The sequence below is a fragment of the Amycolatopsis sp. NPDC006125 genome, from assembly GCF_040614195.1.
GTDB lineage: Bacteria > Actinomycetota > Actinomycetes > Mycobacteriales > Pseudonocardiaceae > Amycolatopsis_E > Amycolatopsis_E tucumanensis.
The window spans coordinates 1-15521 of the sequence record NZ_JBEXTZ010000062.1 but is presented as its reverse complement, the minus strand read 5'-3'; the positions used below and the strand labels follow the sequence as shown (position 1 = coordinate 15521).

The window sequence follows — 15521 nt, the reverse complement described above, 5'->3', positions numbered from 1 at the left end:
TCAAGTGGGGAGTGTCCCCGAATTCAGTATGCGGGGACAGTCCCCACTTCCGCAAGGAGGGATGTCATGGCTGACAGCGCGAAGGCGCGGCCGCTGCGGGCCGACGCCCGGCGAAACCGCGACGCGATCCTGCTCGCGGCACGTGAGACGTTCGAAACCGAGGGCGTCCTCGCCTCGCTCGACGGCATCGCCCTGAAAGCGGGAGTGGGCAACGCCACGCTCTACCGGAACTTCCCGACGCGGGACGACCTGCTCGCCGCCGTCATGCAGACCAGCATCGAGGAGGCCGTGGCCGAATCCGGCGAACTGGCCCGCACCGCCTCCCCGCGCGAGGCGCTCGCCGAATGGCTCGCGCGGCTGACCTGGCAGCTGCGCATCTGGCACGACCTGCCCTCCTGCGTCGCCACCGCGCACAACGACCCGGGCTCACCGATGACCCACGCGTGCAACCCCCTGCTCGACCGGACCCGCGAACTCCTCGACGCGGCGAAGTCCGCCGGCGACGCCGTCGAGAGCGTCACCGCGGAGGAGCTGTACGAGCTGGTCGTCACGCTGTCCTGGGGCGTCGACCGCTTCGGTGACGACGAGCAGGCCGCACGCAAGCGAGTCCGGGTCGCCACCGCGGGCGTCTTCACCTAGCCCGGAACACCCAGCCACCGGGTCAGCGCGACTTCCAGGCCGGCGGTGTCGCCCGCATCCGACGCCCACGCCACGAAACCGTCCGGACGCACCAGCAAACCGCGCAGGCCGCTGCCCTCCGCGCTGCCCCGCACCAGCTCCAGACGCGTCCCATACGCCTTCGCCAGGACGGCGAGCTCGTCGTTCCCGGCGAAGTCGGCCAGCAGAGCCTGTCCCCCGCGGGCGTGGTCGGCCAGCCGGCTGCCGTCGTCCAGCTGGAGCTTCGGCATCAGCGCGCCGACCAGCGGGTGGCCGTCCCCCAGGTCGTAGCGTTGCCCGAGACCGGAGATCCGCTTCGCGTAGAGCGTCGCGCCGTCCCGGGTGCCGAGGAAATCGGCGACCACGGCCCGCAGCGCGCGGCTGTAGGCATCACCGCGCATCGCGGCCACCTGCGCGCGCGTCCAGTCGAGCACGTCGGCACCGATCGGGTGGCGTTCGCTGACGTAGGTGTCGAGCAGCCCCGCCGGCGCCCAGCCCCGCACGGTGGCGGCGAGCTTCCACCCCAGGTTGACCGCGTCGCCGAGCCCCAGGTTCAGGCCCTGGCCGCTGAACGGCGAGTGGACGTGGGCGGCGTCCCCGCACAGCAGGACGCGGCCACGCCGGTAGGTGCTCGCCTGCCGCGCGTGGTCGGTGAAGCGGGTGCCGCCGTCGACGACGTCGGTCACGTGCACGTCGAGCCCGCTGACCCGGCGCAGGCTGGCGTCCATTTCGGACGCGGTGACCGGGGCTTCCCGGTCCGCCGGTGGTCCGTCCAGCTCGACGGTGCGGATCCAGCCCGGCCTCGGGCCGTAGACGTAGAGTCCCGCGGTCGTGTACTGCCACCCCTGGCCCAGCAGCTCCGCCCCGTGCACGGTGCCGGTCGCCTGGCGGACCGTGATCGTCGGGTCCGTGCCGGGGAAGTCGAAGCCAGCCTGGCGCCGGACCAGGCTGCGGCCGCCGTCGCAGCCGACGAGCCACGCCGCGCGCAGGTCGCCGCCCACGCGCAGGTGGACGGTGACACCGTCGTCGTCCGCGTCGAATCCGGTCACTTCGGCGCCGCGCCGGATCTCGGCGCCCAGCTCCGCCGCGCGCCGGCCGAGGACCCGTTCCACCTCGACCTGCTCGACCGGGAGGTACCAGCCGGGTCCGCGCCCGCGCAGGAGCGGCTCCTGCTCGTCGACCGCGGCCGCCGGGACCTGGATCCCGCCGAAGTGCCCGGCGAAGATCGCCCGCTTCCGCTCCCCCTGGAACGGCAGCGGTCCGCGCGCCGCTTCGATCGCCGGGAGCAGCCCGCGGCGCTCGAAGATCTCCGCGGAGGCCGTGTTGATCCCCCCGGCCTTGGGCGCGGTGTCCGGCTCGGAGCGCCGTTCGACCACTGCGACCCGGATCCCCGCCAGTCCCAGTTCCGTGGCCAGCATCAGGCCGACCGGCCCGGCGCCCACCACGAGCACGTCGTAGTCCATGTTCGTCCTTCCGCTCACCCGCTAAGATAGACGAGTCTATCTAATGGAGGTGCGAATGGCCGGACGACGGCGTGGAGCGGCACTGGAGAAGGCGCTCCTCGATGCGGCGTGGGAAGAACTCACGGCCGTTGGCTATGCCGGATTCACCATGGACGCCGTGGTCCGGCGCGCCGGCACCAGCCCGCCCGTGCTCTACCGCCGCTGGCCCGACCGCGACGCGCTCGTCCGGGCGGCGATCGCGCACGCCCTGGAGCGGGCGCGGGTGGACGTCCCCGACACCGGGAGCCTGCGGGAGGACGTCCTCACCCTGATGCGCGAGATCAACACCACGCGCGCCCGGCTGATCACCGTGATGAACGCGCACCTGTCCTCCTACTACCAGGAGACCGGCACCAGCCCCGGCGACGTGCTCACCGCGCGGCACGAGAAGGCCACGGACGTCCTGTTCGAGCGCGCCGTCAGCCGCGGGGAGATCACCGCGGACCGGTTGAGCGAGCGCATCAAGTCGCTCCCCTTCGATCTGCTGCGCCACGAAATCCTGGTGACCTTCGCCCCCGTGCCCGACCACGTCCTGGAGGAGATCGTCGACACGATCTTCCTCCCCCTCATCGGCCTGTGACGGCTTCACGCCTCCTGGACGAAGACGTGCCTCATCTCCCCGATGCCGTCGATGCGGGTGCGGACGACGTCGCCGGGGGCGAGGTACCTCGGCGGGGTCCGTCCCATGCCCACCCCGGCCGGTGTGCCGGTGAAGACGAGGTCGCCGGGGTGCAGCGTGCACACCGCCGAGATCCGTTCGATCAGCGCGCCCACCGGGAGGATCATCTGCCCGGTGTGACCGTCCTGGACGAGTTCGTCGTTGACCCAGCACCGCAGCCGCAACGGTGTCGTGAGCTCGTCGGGGGTCACCACCGCGGGACCGAGCGGGCCGAAGCCGGGGAAGCTCTTGCCGAGCGAGAACTGCGGTGGCGCCCCGCTCATCTGCACGTCACGGTCGCTGAAATCCTGTCCCACGGTGAGCCCGGCGACATAATCCCAAGCGTCCGCCTCCGCGACGTTCCGCGCTTCCCGTGCCATGACGACGACGAGTTCCACCTCCCAGTCCACGGACGGCCCGCTGAGCACGATGCGGCCGTGCGGCCCGGTCAGCGAGTCGGCGAACTTCGTGAACACCGACGGCACCCCGCCGGCACGCAAACCCGTCTCCGCCGCGTGCTCCGCGTAGTTCAGGCCGACGGCGAAGACCTGGCGCGGCCGCGGCACCGGTGCGCCCAGGTCCTCGGGCCCGCGCAGGTTTCCGATGCGCATGTGGTTTTTCCCCTCAGTCCAACGGATCGTGTCGCGCCCACGCGGCACGCAGGAACTCGACGGCGGGATCGACGACAGCCGGCGTCGCGAACACCGCGTCGGCGTGATCGGCCCCGGGCACGACGAGTAGTTCGGACCGGCCGCCCGCCGCCAGGACCACCTCGTGCAATCGACGGCTTTGGGTGAGGCCGCACCGCCGGTCGCCGGAGCCGTGGCTGAGGTGGACGGGCGGCCGGTAGCCGGCCCGGCGCGCGGCGGTCACCACCGAAACCGCGGCGAGCTGATCCTCGCGAAGCCCGGCCGGAACGCCGAGGAACGTGCGAACCACTTTCGCCAGGGCCTCCCGTTCCTCTCCTGTGGACGCCTCCGACAGCAACAACCCGAAATCCGTGACCGGATAGTGCAACACCAGCGCGGACAGCGGCACGTCGTCGGAGAACGCGGCGCGGGCCACCAGGTACGCCCCCGCCGAGCTCCCCCACCCGGCGATGCGGCCGGGGTCCAGCCCGTACTCGCCACCCCGGTCCCGCACCCAGCGGATCGCCTCCAGCACGTCCTCGACCGGGCCGGGGTGGGCGACCTCGCCGGCCAGCCGGTAACCGACCGAAGCGACCGCGATCCCGCGTGCGGGCAGCGTCGCCCACGGTCCCATTTCCTTGCCGCCGCCGACGAAACCGCCACCGTGCGCGTAGACCACCACGGGCACCGGACCGTCCGGATTCCGGGGCAGGTGCAGGTCCAGGGTCAGCGGACGCCAGCCGGTCACCGTGGCATACCGGAGGTCGAGGTAGGACACCGCGCCGTCGAGCACCCGCACCGGATGTGGCCGCGCCAACCGGGGATCGGCCGGCTCGCCACCGGGCTCCGTCATGCCTGCGGAACCAGGATCGCGCGCCCCCTGATCCGGTTCAGCGCCAGATCGTCGAGCGCCTCGGCGGCCGCGTCGAGCGGGTAGCGGCGGGTGTGCAGGTTCACCTTCCCGCTCTCCGCGAGCACCATCAGCTCGACCAGGTCGCGGTAGGTCCCGACCATGTTGCCCACCACGTTCTTCTCGGCCGCCACGGCCGCCACCGTCGGGATCCGCAGTTCCCCGCCGTAGCCGACGACGAACAGGGAACCGCCCGCCGCGGTCATGTCCCAGGCGTCGTTCTCCGCGCCCTGCTCGGCGACGAAGTCGAACACGACCTCGGCGCCGCGCCCGCCCGTGACGTCCAGGACCGCGCTCACCTGGTTGCCGTCGGCCCGCACCGTCGTGTCCGCGCCGAGGCGGGCGGCGAGCGCGAGCGCGGCCGGGTCCCGGTCGACCACGACGATCTTCGTCGCCGTCAGGGCGGCGAGGACCTGGATGCCGATGTGACCCAGCCCGCCGGCCCCCTGGACGACGGCCGTGCTGCCGGGCGGCAGCAGCGGAACCGCCTTGCGCACCGCGTGGTAGGCGGTGAGGCCGGCGTCGGCCAGCGCGGCGACGTCGGCCGGGTCGGTGGCGGGGTCGAGCTTGACGCACGCCCGCGCGGTCGTGCGCAGGTACTCGGCCATACCGCCGTCGTGGTCGGACACCCCGGGGAACGCGGCCGCGGCGCAGGCCATGTCCCGGCCCTCCCGGCAAGCCAGGCACAGCCCGCACGAGGGCTGCGGGTGCAGGATCACCGCGTCCCCGACCTCGACATTGCTGACCCCGCCACCGACCGCGTGCACCCAGCCCGCGTTCTCGTGCCCCAAGGTGTAGGGCAGCCGCGGTCCCATCGCCTCAGCCCACTGCCCTTCGATGATGTGCAGGTCCGTCCGGCACACGCCGGCGCCCCCGATCCGCACGATCACGTCCAGCGGTCCAGTCAGGACCGGCTCCGGCACCTCCTCGACGATCGGCTGCTTGTGGTAGTCGTGCAGGCGCACGGCTTTCATGCTCTTCCTCCTTGCAAGAACGTCTGACTCAGGCGAGCGGAGCAGGTGTTTCGGCGGCTGTGGTCGTCCGCGCCGTCCGCCGGGGCACGGTGATCACGAGGACCGCGACGGCGGCCGCCACCAGAGGCACGACGAGAAGCCCGAACAGCGACCGGGGCGACCAGGAGTTGTCGAGGAGCAGCCCGGCCAGGACCGGTGCCGTCAGGGCCCCGATGCGTCCGAAGGCCATAGCCCAGCCGACGCCGGTCGCGCGCACCGCCGGGGCGTAGAGCCCGGGCGCGATGGCGTTGAGCCCGTTGCCGCTGGCGTTGATGAACATGCCGACCGCGACCGCGGCGATCAACGCGGCGACGGCGGACTCGAGGAACAAGCTCATCGCCAGGTAGGACAGTCCCGCCGCGAGGAAACAGGCGATCGTCAGCCCGCGCAACCGCACCTCGAGGGCGAGCAAGCCGAACAGCAGCGTGCCCGCGATCCCGCCGAGGTTGAGCAGAAGCCCGGCGTTCATGCCCTGCTGGGCCGAGGACCCGCTGTGCTGCAGCAGCAGCGGCGTCCAGCTCGCGGCGAAGTAGAAGCCCGCCATCATCACGAAGTAGGCGATCCACAACAGGACGGTGCGCACCGCGTCCCGGGTCAGCAACGTCGCCACCCGCACCCGGCGTTCGCCGGGCTCCGGATCGGGCAGGGCGTCCACCGCGGGCAACCGCATCCGCTCCAGGAGCCGGTTGACCTTCTCCAGCGCCCCGCGGGGACGGCGGCTGATCAGGTGGTCCAGTGATTCCGGCATCGCGGCGGCCACCACGAACACCATGAGCAGGGTCAGCACGGCGCCCACGAGGAAGGTGGCGCGCCAGCCGTACTCGGCGACCACGAGCTTCGCGACCGCACCACCGAGCACACCGCCGAGGGGCAATCCCATCCCGTACAGGGCGATCATCGTGCCGCGCAGCCGCTGCGGCGCGTATTCGGTGATGACCACGGGCAGGCTCGCCACCATGCCGCCGATGCCCAGGCCCGTCAGGACGCGGCAGGCCGCGAGCACCTCGAACCCGGTGCTGAGCGCGGCCAATGCCATCCCGGCGGTGCACAAGGCCAGGCAGACCAGCGTGAGCGGCCGCCTGCCGATCCGGTCGGCCAGTGGGGCGAGCACGGCCGACCCGAGCGCCATCCCCACCAGACCGCTGCTGAGCAGCACTCCCACCCGGGAATCGGTGAGTCCCCACTCTCCTGCCACGCCCGGAGCCGCGAAGGACATCACGAGGACGTCGAACCCGTCGACGAGGTTGATCACGAGACAGATCGCGATGACCCTGATCTGGAACCGGCTCAGACCCGACCGGTCGATGGAATCCCGCACGGACATCGCCCTCACCCCTCCGGCCGGAACGCGGTCGCGTCGATCTCGACCAGCAGCTCCGCCCGCACCAGTCCGGCGACGATCAGCAGGGTGTTCGGCGGGTACTGCCCCTGCGGGTAGTGCTCGGCGAAGTACTCTTCGCGGGCCGCGTAGAACTCGGCGACGTGATCCCGTGACGTGAGGTAGCTGACGAACCGCACGACGTCCCGGAGGGTGGCGCCCTGCGATTCGAGCACGGTGCGCACGTTGTCATAGGCGCGGATCGTCTGGGTCCGCACGTCGGAACCGGCCACGGAACCGTCCTCGACGATCCCGCACTGGCCGGCGACGAACACCAGCTCGCCCGCGCGCGCCACGTGGGAGTACGCGCTGAACGGCGCCCCGACCCCGGGCGGGTTCGCATAACTCGGCGTGATGGTCATGGTGTCTCTTCTCCTTCGAGGTCGGTCAGGCGAGGGTGCCGCCGGCGAGGACCCGGCCGAGCGCGGCCGCCAGCTCGGACCCCTCCCCCGCCTGGCGGGCGCGCCAGGCCACGTGCCCGTCGGGACGCACGAGCGCCGCGCCCTCCCGGCCGATCGACAGGGGCCCGAGCAGGTGCGGCAGCCGCTTGACCCGCAGCGGGACGACAGCCGAGGCCGCCAGCTCCTGTCCGGCCCGCTCCCAGACGTCGGCGTCCGGCCCGCAGACGAGCACGAACTCGGTGTCGAACCAGTCGATGCTCGACTCGGTCTTCTCGACGTCGAGCCAGAAGTGCGGGAACCGCGCGCCGGGCCGGTCGGTCGGCCAGTAGTACTGCGAGTCGTACGGCGGCACCGGGGAACCGTCGTCGACGACGGCGCCGCGGGTGTAGATGTAGCCCAGCGTGTGGCCGTCGCTGTGCAGCTGCTTGTTCTGGTCGACGAGCAGGTCGCGCCAGCGCTGCGGCTCCTCCTCGCGGCGGCGGAACGCCTCGTCCATCTCGTCGATCCGCGTCTGGTTGCGCACAGCGAAGTCGGTGTTGGACTGCGCGACCGGGCGGCGCTCGGATTCGTAGGTGTCGAGCAGGACGTCATCGGCCCGCCCGGCCAGCACCATCGCGAGCTTCCACGCCAGGTTGTGCACGTCCTGGACGCCGGAGTTCAGCCCGTTGCCTCCCGCGGTGGGGAACCGGTGCGCGGCATCCCCGGCGAGGAACACCCTGCCCGCACGGAACCGTTGCGCGACCTGGGCGCTCATCCGCCAGGTCATCACGTTGATGCGCTCGACCTTCAGGTCGGGCATCTCCCACTGCACCCGCACGTCCTGGATGAGGCGCTCCTCGGACAGCGGCTCCTCGCCCTCCCGCAGCTTCTGCACCGCCAGCCACCGGTCCCCGTCCGGACCGGTGGCCAGGACGTTCACGTCGGGCCGGCTGCGGTCGCGCGGCCGCACCAGGAACCCGATCGCGCTGCGGACGTGCGGCAGGTGCCCGAGGTCGGCGCGGTAGTAGTGGTTCGCCATGAGCGCCAGGGTTTCCGGGCCGTCCATCGCGATGCCGACGGTCTCGCGCACCCGGCTGTTCGCGCCGTCGCACCCGACGAGGTACCGCGCCCGGACGTCGAACTCCTCGCCGTCGGAGGTCCGCCGCACCCGCGCCGTCACACCGTCGGCGTCCTGGGCCAGCGACACGAGTTCGGTGGACCGGCGCACCTGCGCCAGCGGCCGGGCGGACAGCGCGTCGTCCAGTGCCTCCTCCACCGCGTCCTGGGGCACGATCGAGCGCGGCGCCGGGGTGTGCGGGCTCGGCGCGGGCTCGGTGTAAGCCACCAACGGCCCGTTCAGGCTTTCACACCAGCACGCCACGTCCGACTCCTGCGGCAGCCCCGCGCGGCGCACCCGGTCCTCGATCCCCCAGATGCGGAACAGCTCCATCGTCCGCGGATGGCATCCCCGGGCCTTCGGGTGCGTGGTCGTGGCCGGCCGTCGCTCGACGAGCAGGCTCTCCACCCCGAACCGGTCGAGCAGCAGCGCGAGGCTCATCCCGACCGGTCCCCCGCCGACGACGAGCACAGGTACCTCGATCATCAAGACCGTCCTTTCCGGAAAGAGGGTCAGTCGACGTAGGACACCCGGGGCTTGCACCGGTCGTCCTCCAGCTCGGGCAACAACACGACACGCTCCTGCTCGAACGCGTCGGTGCGGGCGGTGACGAACGCCGCGTCCCCGGTCAGGCTCCGGTTGTAGGACACGTGGGGGCAGAACGGCGGGATGTACAGGAAGTCGCCGACGCCCACGATCAGGTCGTGTTCGAGTTCGGCGCCCCAGAAGAAGTGCACGCTGCCCCGCAGGCCGTAGAGCGCCGACTCGTGCTCGAGGTGGTAGTGGACGTTCGACTTCTCCCCCGGCCCCAGCGAGGTCACCAGGAGCGACAGGTGCTTCGACGGCGTGGTCACCCCGTTCACCCCGAAGAGCGCGTTGACGTCCTGCTTGGCGCGCTGCTCCCGCTCCGGGTGCACCAGGGTGACGTCACCGTCCCATTCGACCTTGAACTCCATGTGGCCCGTCCTCCTCGATCAGTGGCTGTGACGATGGGAGAACGGTGCGCCGCGGGCCCTGCCCGGGTCGAGGTGGCTGTCCAAAATTTGCACAGCGAAAGGCGTTTTCCGGACCGTCCCAGCCATAATCGGCGGACGGTGTTCTCGCGGGCGCTGAGGAGGAGGCGCGATGAGGTCGGTGGAAACCCGGCTGGCTTGGGAAAGCTTCCAGTCCGGTGCGCAGGCCCGGATCCGGCAGGAGATCGTCGCGTCGTGGCGGCGATCCCGGAGCAACGGGGTCGACCCGGACCGGCTGGACCTGGCGCACGGCGAGATCGACGTGCAGTCCCCGTTCGTCCGCGTCGCGGCACCGGTGCTGCTGGGCATGGCCGACCTGCTGACCGGCAGCGACACCTCGCTCGCCCTCGCCGACCCCGACGGGTTCCTGACCTGGCGCTGGGAGTCCGAGCGGACCCTCACCCGGGCTCTGGACCGGATCGAGTTCGAGCCCGGCTCGCAGGTCGCCGAGCAGAGCGCCGGGACCAACGGGATCGGGGTCGCCGCGACCACCCGCCGCCCCTCGATCGTGATCGGCGCCGAGCACTACAAGCAACCGTGGCACCCGTGGGCCTGCGTCGCCGCACCGGTGGTCCACCCGATCACCCGGCGCGTCGCGGGCATGGTGAACGTGGCGTGCCACGCCGACGACGCCAACCACCTGCTGCTGGTCGCGGTCCGGGCACTGGTCGACGGGATCACGACCGCGCTGGGCGAGGCGGCGACCTCCCGGCAGCGGCGGATGCTCGACGCGCACCTGTCCTTCCGGTCCGCCTCAGCCGGGCCGGTGGTCACACTCGACCGCCAGACGATGATCGTCGAGGACGAGGCCGCCGAACTGGGCCTGGACCGGCCGGCCCTGTGGGCGGCGGTGCTGGAGGCGGGCCCGTCCGCGAGCGAGATCGCGCTCGCGCACGGCCTCCGCGCGCGCCTGTACCCGGTCACCCCGGGCCGGCTAGAGGACGGCGTCGTGCTGGTGCTTGCGCGCGGCTCCGCACCGGGCGGGACGGCAGCCGGCCGGGAGACCGCGGCCTACGGACCGCTGGAGCGGGCCGAGATCCGGGTCATCACGGACACCCTCGCCGAGTGCGGGGGCAACAAGTCCGAGGCGGCGGCCCGCCTCGGCATCTCCCGGGGCACGCTCTACCAGCGGCTCCGCCGCTACCGGCTGGGATGAGCCGCGCTCAGCGGTGGAACCGCGTGGTGACGGACAGGTGCTCGCGCTCCACCGTGATCGCGTTGACGGGCGCTTCGGTGTCGGCGTAGCCGAACGAGATGCCGAACAGCAGCTTCCCGCCGCTGATGCCGAGGACCTCCCGGACGGTGTCCGCGTAGAAGCTCAGCAGGCCCTGCGGACAGCTCGCCACCCCGTGGGCGGTCAGCGCGAGCAGCAGGGTCTGCCCGTACATGCCGACGTCGGCGGCCAGCCGGGCCTCCGCCGTGTCCGGCGCGAACAGCATCGCGACGTGCGGGGCGCCGTAGAACCGCAGGCTCTCGGCGTCGTATGCGGCGCGCTTGTCGCGCTCATCCGGGCCGATGCCGAGCGCGCCGTAGAGCGCCACGCCGAAGGCGGCACGGCGTCGCTGGTGCACGGGCGTGTAGATGTCCTCGCTGTAGGGGAAGTCGACCGAAATCCGGCCGGCCCGGTGCGCGGCCACCAGCGCGTCCGCGAGGGCGTCGCGCCGCGCGCCGCTCACCACCTCGACCTGCCACGGCTGCGCATTGGAGTTCGACGGTGCGGCTGCCGCCAAGGAAAACACGTCCTGGAGCGTCGTCTCCGGAACCGGCGCCGGGCGGAACGCCCGCGTCGCGCGGGGGCAGCGAGTCAGCTGCGCGGCGTACCCCGCGAGCTCAGCGGGCGGGGCGGTGTCGGGCAGGGCGAGCTACTCGCCGATCAGCTCGTCACGCTCGCGGACGGGGGCGCGATCCGCGCGATGATCCTGAACGACGCCGGCTACGGCCGCCACGCCCGCGCCGCCGCCGCGACCCTCATCGACCACGCAGCACGCAAGCCGACCGGGTAGGCCGCAGCTGAATCCGCGTCAGGCACTGTGCTGCGCCGTGCGACCGCTCGCCGAGACGTCCAGCGCCTCGGCCAGCTCCGCCTGGCGCTGCCGGTACACGGCGACGTTGGCGAGCTTGATGTCCTCGTAGCCGCGCACCACGTCGGGGAGTTCGGCGAGTTCGAGCAGCGACGGCTCGTTCGCCTCGGCGACGCGGAGGGCCTTGCTGATCGCATCGCGGTATTCGCTGATCAGCTGCCGCTCCACGCGCCGCACCCGGGCGTAGCCGAACAGGTCGAACCGGGTGCCGCGCAGGCGCCGCCCCGCGCGCAGCAGCCGCAGCACCGGCTGCGCCCAGGGGCCGAGCGCGATGTTGCGGTTCAGGCCGAGCGCACGCAGCACCGGCGGGTGGAACCGGTGGGCGTAGCGGGCGCCGGGACCGAACTCGGCTTCGATCTCCGCCCGCAGCGCCGGGTCGAGGGAGAGCCGGGCGACCTCGTACTCGTCCTTGTAGGCCATGAGCTTGTAGAGGTTGCGTGCCACGGCTTGGGTGACCGCGCCGTCACCGGCCCGGCTGCGCACCTGCTCGACGAATTCGGCGTAGGCGCGGGCGTAGTCCTCGTCCTGGTAGGCGATCAGGTCCGGGATCCGCACGTCGAGCAGCCGCGCCAGCTCCCCGCCCTCGGCCCGCACCAGCGACCGCACCCGTCGCACGGCCGCAGGGTCGGCTGTGGCCCCGGGTGCCGCCGGCGCCGGGGCCAGTTCGCCGGCCAGGGCGTCCGGGTCGGCCACGAGCTGGCGGCCACGGCGGAACGCCTGCAGATTGGCCGCGACCGCGGTGCCGTTGATTTCGATCGCTTGCTCGATGGCCGCGGCGCTCACGTTGAGCGCGCCGGTCTGGTAGGCCGCGCCGAGCTGGAGGAGGTTGGCGAACTGGTCGTCGCCGAACAGCGCCTCGGCCGCCGCGCGGGCGTCCAGGTAGTGCCCGCGAGCTGTCGCGCCGTCCAGGACGGACCGGATGCTGGACTGCTCGGGGAAGGACACCGCGGTGTCGATGATCATCCGTCCGGTCGGGATCTCCGAAGTGGACACCACGGCGACCGTGCGGTCCCGGTCGGCCACGGTCAGGTGCGCCGGATCGGCCGCCACGAGCGGGTCGCACGCCAGGTACAGGTCGCACTCCCCCGCGGCGAGCTTGGGCGCCTGCTCCACCGGTTCCGTGGTGATCTTGACGTCGGAGACGACGGCGCCGCCCTTCTGCGCCAGGCCGGTCTGGTCGAGGGTGCGCACGTGCCTGCCGTCGAGAACGGCTGCGGTGGCCAGGATCTGCGCCACGGTCACCACGCCGGTGCCGCCGATCCCGGTGATGCGCACGGCGACATCGCCTTCCGCGTTCCGCGGTTCCGGCAGCTCGGACGCCTCCAGCGACGCGATCTGCTTGCGGCGCTTCCCTTCTCCGGGCACGACGGTGAGGAAGGACGGGCAGTCGCCGTCGAGGCAGGAGTAGTCCACGTTGCACGAGGACTGGTGGATGCGGGTCTTGCGGCCGAATTCGGTGTTCACCGGCTGCACGGACAGGCAGTTGGACTTGACGCCGCAGTCGCCGCAGCCCTCGCAAACGCGTTCGTTGATGAACACCTTGGTGGCCGGGGTTTCCTGCTTGCCGCGCCGCCGCTTCCGGCGCTTCTCCGCGGCGCACTCCTGGTCGTGGATCAGCACCGTGACGCCCGGGATCGCGGCCAGTTCCTCCTGGGTGCGCAGCAGATCGTCGCGGGACCGGACCTCGACCCCGCGGGGGAACCGCAGCCGCCGCAACCGGCGCGGCTGGTCGGAGGTGACCACGACCTTCGCCGCGCCCTCGACGAGGAGCAGTTCGGCGAGCTTGTGCACCGGCAGCGCCCCGACCGCGTCCTGGCCGCCGGTCATCGCCACCGCCGAGTTGTGCAGCAGCTTGAACGTGACGTTCACGCCGGCCGCGACCGCCGCCCGCACGGCGAGGCTGCCGGAATGGGTGAACGTGCCGTCGCCGATGTTCTGCACCAGGTGGCGGGCCTCGACGAACGGGGCCATGCCGATCCACTGGGCGCCCTCGCCGCCCATCTGCGTGATGCCGATGACGTCCCCGACCTGGCCGGGTTCCATGAACAACGCCATGGTGTGGCAGCCGATCCCGCCACCCACGAGGGTGCCCTCGGGCACCTTGGTGGAGGAGTTGTGCGGGCAGCCCGAGCAGAAGTAGGGCGTGCGGGCCAGCAGCGGCACCGCGATCCGCTCCCGCCTGCGCCGCCCTTGCCACGCGCGCACCGGCTCGATGTCGCCGAGCAGGCGCGCGAGTCCCTTGGCGATGACGTCCGGATCCAGCTCGCCCAGCTCGGTGAACAGCACCCGGCCGTCAGGCCCGGTCTTGCCGTGCACGCGTGGCGCGCCGGTGCGACCGTAGAGGATCTCCTTGACCGCAGGTTCGATGAGCGCGCGCTTCTCCTCCACCACCACGATCTCGTCGAGGCCCTGCGCGAACTCGGTGATGATGCCGGGTTCGACGGGGTGGATCACGCCGAGCTTGAGGATGCGGACACCGAAGCGGGCGAGCGCGTCCTCGGCGAGCCCGAGCGCGCGCAACGCCTGCCGCAGGTCCAGATAGGACTTGCCGGCCGTGACGATCCCGATCCGGTCGCCCGGCCCGGACCGCACGATCCGGTTGACGCCACTGGCCCGCAGGTACTCCAGCGCGAGCGGCAGCCGCACCCGGTGCAGGCTGTGCTCCAGCGTCGCGAGCTCCGGCCCGAGCAGCCGGCTGCTCGGGCGGTGGCCGTAGGCGCCCTCGGGCAGCACCGGCGCCGTCCACGACGGGTCGACCACGGCGGTGCCTGCCGCGTCGGCGACGTTGGCGACGATCTTCATCGCCGTCCACAGCCCACTGGCCCGGGACAGCTCCACCGCGTGCCGACCGTGGTCCAGGACGTCCTGGGAATCCGCCGGGAAGAACACGGGCATCGCCAGGTCGGCCAGCGCGTGCTCGGAGGCGCATGGCACCGACGACGACTTCGCGTTCGGATCGTCCCCGACGAGCGCGACCGCGCCGCCGCGCGGGTGGGTTCCGGCGAGGTTGGCGTGCCGCAACGCGTCCGTGGCCCGGTCCAGTCCCGGGGCCTTGCCGTACCAGAAGCCGGTGACGCCGTCCGTGCGCAGCGAGCCCAGACCCGCGGCCAGCTGGCTGCCCATCACCGAGGTCGCCGCCAGTTCCTCGTTGAGGCCGGGCCGGTGCACCACCGCGTGCTCGTCCAGCAGCTTCCCGTGCCGCGCCAGCTCCAGGTCGAACCCGGCCAGGGGCGAACCCTCGTAACCGGATACGAACGCCGCCGTGTCCCGCCCTGCCCGCCGGTCCTGCCGAATGCGGTCCAGCACCACGCGCACCAGAGCCTGCACACCGGTCAGGTAGACCGTTCCCGTCTCGCGCACGTACCGCTCATCCAGGGTGAAGGTCGTCATGCCGGGCCTTTCGCGTCACGCCGGTTGGGACGTGGATCACTTCAGCCAACGCCAGCGGTGCCGCGCAACAACGAACAGGCCGGTGCCACCGAGCACGCAAAAAATTCTCGCGATCGGAGTGTTCCGGCTCGCATCTGTTGCGTACGATCCCCCGTCATGGCCGACGAGCTGATCGACGCGACCGACCGGGAGATCCTGACGCTGCTGCGGGAGGACGCCCGCCGGACGCTGTCCGACATCGCCTCCCGCGTCACGCTGTCCACGGCCGCGGTGAAGCGGCGCGTCGATCGGTTGCAGGAGGCCGGGGTCATCACCGGTTTCACCGTGCAGATCGACCACGCCAAACTCGGCTGGGGCATCGAGGCCTTCACCCAGCTCCGCTTCTTCGGCACCACCAACGTCGACGAGATCGTGCAGACCACCACGCGGATGCCCGAGGCGCAGGCCGTGTTCACCATCGCCGGCGACCCGGACGCGCTGGTGTGGCTGCGGGTGCGCGACATGCAACACCTGCAGCGCACGATCGACGAACTGCGCCGCAGCCACCGCATCACCAGCACGAAAACGCTCATCGTGCTGGATTCCTGGACACGGGGCCAGCAATGGCCGGGCAGTACGCCCTGACCGGACCCGTACACTCGGGGTGATCGGAAGGCAGGTGACAGGTGTCGGAAGCACGTTCCCGGCTGCTCGGGACAGCCAGCCGGCTCTTCTACGCGGAGGGGCTGCACTCGGTCGGCATCGACCGGATCGTCGCCGAGGCCAAGGTGACCCGCGCGACGCTGTACCGGCA

At 71.9% G+C, this 15521-nt stretch carries 15 protein-coding genes; 5 read left to right on the top strand and 10 right to left on the bottom strand.

Annotated elements, in window-relative coordinates:
* Positions 1–66 precede the first annotated feature (66 nt).
* The gene (locus ABZ193_RS27610) at positions 67–639 is read left to right on the top strand and encodes a TetR/AcrR family transcriptional regulator (protein WP_354712016.1); all 573 of its coding nucleotides are present in this window, start codon (positions 67–69) and stop codon (positions 637–639) included.
* Here ABZ193_RS27610 and ABZ193_RS27605 read toward each other — a convergent pair.
* Positions 636–2120, bottom strand: coding sequence for an FAD-dependent monooxygenase (locus ABZ193_RS27605; RefSeq protein WP_354712015.1), 1485 nt, complete (start codon positions 2118–2120; stop codon positions 636–638). The two genes, ABZ193_RS27610 and ABZ193_RS27605, sit on opposite strands and share 4 nt — an antisense overlap.
* Positions 2121–2175: 55 nt before the next feature.
* On the opposite strand from ABZ193_RS27605, the gene ABZ193_RS27600 reads away from it, so the two are divergent.
* Positions 2176–2739, top strand: coding sequence for a TetR/AcrR family transcriptional regulator (locus ABZ193_RS27600; protein ID WP_354712013.1), 564 nt, complete (start codon positions 2176–2178; stop codon positions 2737–2739).
* A gap of 5 nt (positions 2740–2744) precedes the next feature.
* On the opposite strand, the gene ABZ193_RS27595 is transcribed toward ABZ193_RS27600, so the two are convergent.
* Genes ABZ193_RS27595 through ABZ193_RS27565 form a run of 7 tightly spaced genes read right to left on the bottom strand, consistent with a single transcriptional unit; the run spans position 2745 to position 9200 of the window.
* On the bottom strand, positions 2745–3428 hold the full coding sequence (locus tag ABZ193_RS27595; RefSeq protein WP_354712012.1) for a fumarylacetoacetate hydrolase family protein: 684 nt from the start codon (positions 3426–3428) through the stop codon (positions 2745–2747).
* A 13-nt stretch (positions 3429–3441) separates the two neighbouring features.
* The gene (locus tag ABZ193_RS27590; RefSeq protein ID WP_354712011.1) at positions 3442–4299 is read right to left on the bottom strand and encodes an alpha/beta hydrolase; all 858 of its coding nucleotides are present in this window, start codon (positions 4297–4299) and stop codon (positions 3442–3444) included.
* Positions 4296–5330 carry an NAD(P)-dependent alcohol dehydrogenase gene (locus ABZ193_RS27585; RefSeq protein WP_020417242.1) on the bottom strand — a complete coding sequence of 345 codons (1035 nt, stop codon included), beginning with the start codon at positions 5328–5330 and terminating at the stop codon, positions 4296–4298. Before ABZ193_RS27585 ends, ABZ193_RS27590 begins: the two co-directional genes overlap by 4 nt.
* A 28-nt stretch (positions 5331–5358) precedes the next feature.
* Complete coding sequence (locus tag ABZ193_RS27580) at positions 5359–6693, bottom strand: MFS transporter (RefSeq protein ID WP_354712009.1); 1335 nt, start codon at positions 6691–6693, stop codon at positions 5359–5361.
* Positions 6694–6698: 5 nt separating this feature from the next.
* Positions 6699–7109, bottom strand: coding sequence for a RidA family protein (locus tag ABZ193_RS27575; RefSeq protein WP_354712008.1), 411 nt, complete (start codon positions 7107–7109; stop codon positions 6699–6701).
* Between the two features lie 25 nt (positions 7110–7134).
* Positions 7135–8730, bottom strand: coding sequence for an FAD-dependent monooxygenase (locus ABZ193_RS27570; RefSeq protein WP_354712007.1), 1596 nt, complete (start codon positions 8728–8730; stop codon positions 7135–7137).
* 26 nt (positions 8731–8756) lie between these two features.
* Complete coding sequence (locus ABZ193_RS27565; RefSeq protein WP_020417246.1) at positions 8757–9200, bottom strand: cupin domain-containing protein; 444 nt, start codon at positions 9198–9200, stop codon at positions 8757–8759.
* Positions 9201–9369: 169 nt separating this feature from the next.
* On the opposite strand from ABZ193_RS27565, the gene ABZ193_RS27560 reads away from it, so the two are divergent.
* Positions 9370–10413, top strand: coding sequence for a helix-turn-helix domain-containing protein (locus ABZ193_RS27560; RefSeq protein WP_354712006.1), 1044 nt, complete (start codon positions 9370–9372; stop codon positions 10411–10413).
* Positions 10414–10420: 7 nt separating this feature from the next.
* On the opposite strand, the gene ABZ193_RS27555 is transcribed toward ABZ193_RS27560, so the two are convergent.
* Together ABZ193_RS27555 and ABZ193_RS27550 are read right to left on the bottom strand one after the other, a co-directional pair.
* Positions 10421–11065, bottom strand: a complete 645-nt coding sequence (locus ABZ193_RS27555; protein WP_354712053.1) for a nitroreductase family protein — start codon at positions 11063–11065, stop codon at positions 10421–10423.
* 213 nt (positions 11066–11278) lie between these two features.
* Complete coding sequence (locus ABZ193_RS27550) at positions 11279–14728, bottom strand: indolepyruvate ferredoxin oxidoreductase family protein (protein ID WP_354712005.1); 3450 nt, start codon at positions 14726–14728, stop codon at positions 11279–11281.
* 156 nt (positions 14729–14884) lie between these two features.
* Here ABZ193_RS27550 and ABZ193_RS27545 point away from each other — a divergent pair, with 156 nt between their 5' ends.
* Together ABZ193_RS27545 and ABZ193_RS27540 are read left to right on the top strand one after the other, a co-directional pair.
* A complete protein-coding gene (locus tag ABZ193_RS27545) occupies positions 14885–15352 on the top strand; it encodes an Lrp/AsnC family transcriptional regulator (protein WP_354712004.1) in 468 nt (155 codons plus the stop codon).
* 41 nt (positions 15353–15393) lie between these two features.
* On the top strand, positions 15394–15521 hold a 128-nt coding region (locus tag ABZ193_RS27540; RefSeq protein ID WP_354712052.1), incomplete at its 3' end, for a TetR family transcriptional regulator.

What these genes read in the sequence shown, in the direction of transcription:
- ABZ193_RS27595 (WP_354712012.1), bottom strand. Translation starts at nt 3,428, where the DNA reads ATGCGCATCGGAAACCTGCGCGGGCCCGAGGACCTGGGCGCACCGGTG.
- ABZ193_RS27550 (WP_354712005.1), bottom strand. Translation starts at nt 14,728, where the DNA reads ATGACGACCTTCACCCTGGATGAGCGGTACGTGCGCGAGACGGGAACG.
- ABZ193_RS27545 (WP_354712004.1), top strand. Translation starts at nt 14,885, where the DNA reads ATGGCCGACGAGCTGATCGACGCGACCGACCGGGAGATCCTGACGCTG.
- ABZ193_RS27580 (WP_354712009.1), bottom strand. Translation starts at nt 6,693, where the DNA reads ATGTCCGTGCGGGATTCCATCGACCGGTCGGGTCTGAGCCGGTTCCAG.
- ABZ193_RS27560 (WP_354712006.1), top strand. Translation starts at nt 9,370, where the DNA reads ATGAGGTCGGTGGAAACCCGGCTGGCTTGGGAAAGCTTCCAGTCCGGT.
- ABZ193_RS27600 (WP_354712013.1), top strand. Translation starts at nt 2,176, where the DNA reads ATGGCCGGACGACGGCGTGGAGCGGCACTGGAGAAGGCGCTCCTCGAT.
- ABZ193_RS27565 (WP_020417246.1), bottom strand. Translation starts at nt 9,200, where the DNA reads ATGGAGTTCAAGGTCGAATGGGACGGTGACGTCACCCTGGTGCACCCG.
- ABZ193_RS27605 (WP_354712015.1), bottom strand. Translation starts at nt 2,120, where the DNA reads ATGGACTACGACGTGCTCGTGGTGGGCGCCGGGCCGGTCGGCCTGATG.
- ABZ193_RS27570 (WP_354712007.1), bottom strand. Translation starts at nt 8,730, where the DNA reads ATGATCGAGGTACCTGTGCTCGTCGTCGGCGGGGGACCGGTCGGGATG.
- ABZ193_RS27610 (WP_354712016.1), top strand. Translation starts at nt 67, where the DNA reads ATGGCTGACAGCGCGAAGGCGCGGCCGCTGCGGGCCGACGCCCGGCGA.
- ABZ193_RS27575 (WP_354712008.1), bottom strand. Translation starts at nt 7,109, where the DNA reads ATGACCATCACGCCGAGTTATGCGAACCCGCCCGGGGTCGGGGCGCCG.
- ABZ193_RS27590 (WP_354712011.1), bottom strand. Translation starts at nt 4,299, where the DNA reads ATGACGGAGCCCGGTGGCGAGCCGGCCGATCCCCGGTTGGCGCGGCCA.
- ABZ193_RS27585 (WP_020417242.1), bottom strand. Translation starts at nt 5,330, where the DNA reads ATGAAAGCCGTGCGCCTGCACGACTACCACAAGCAGCCGATCGTCGAG.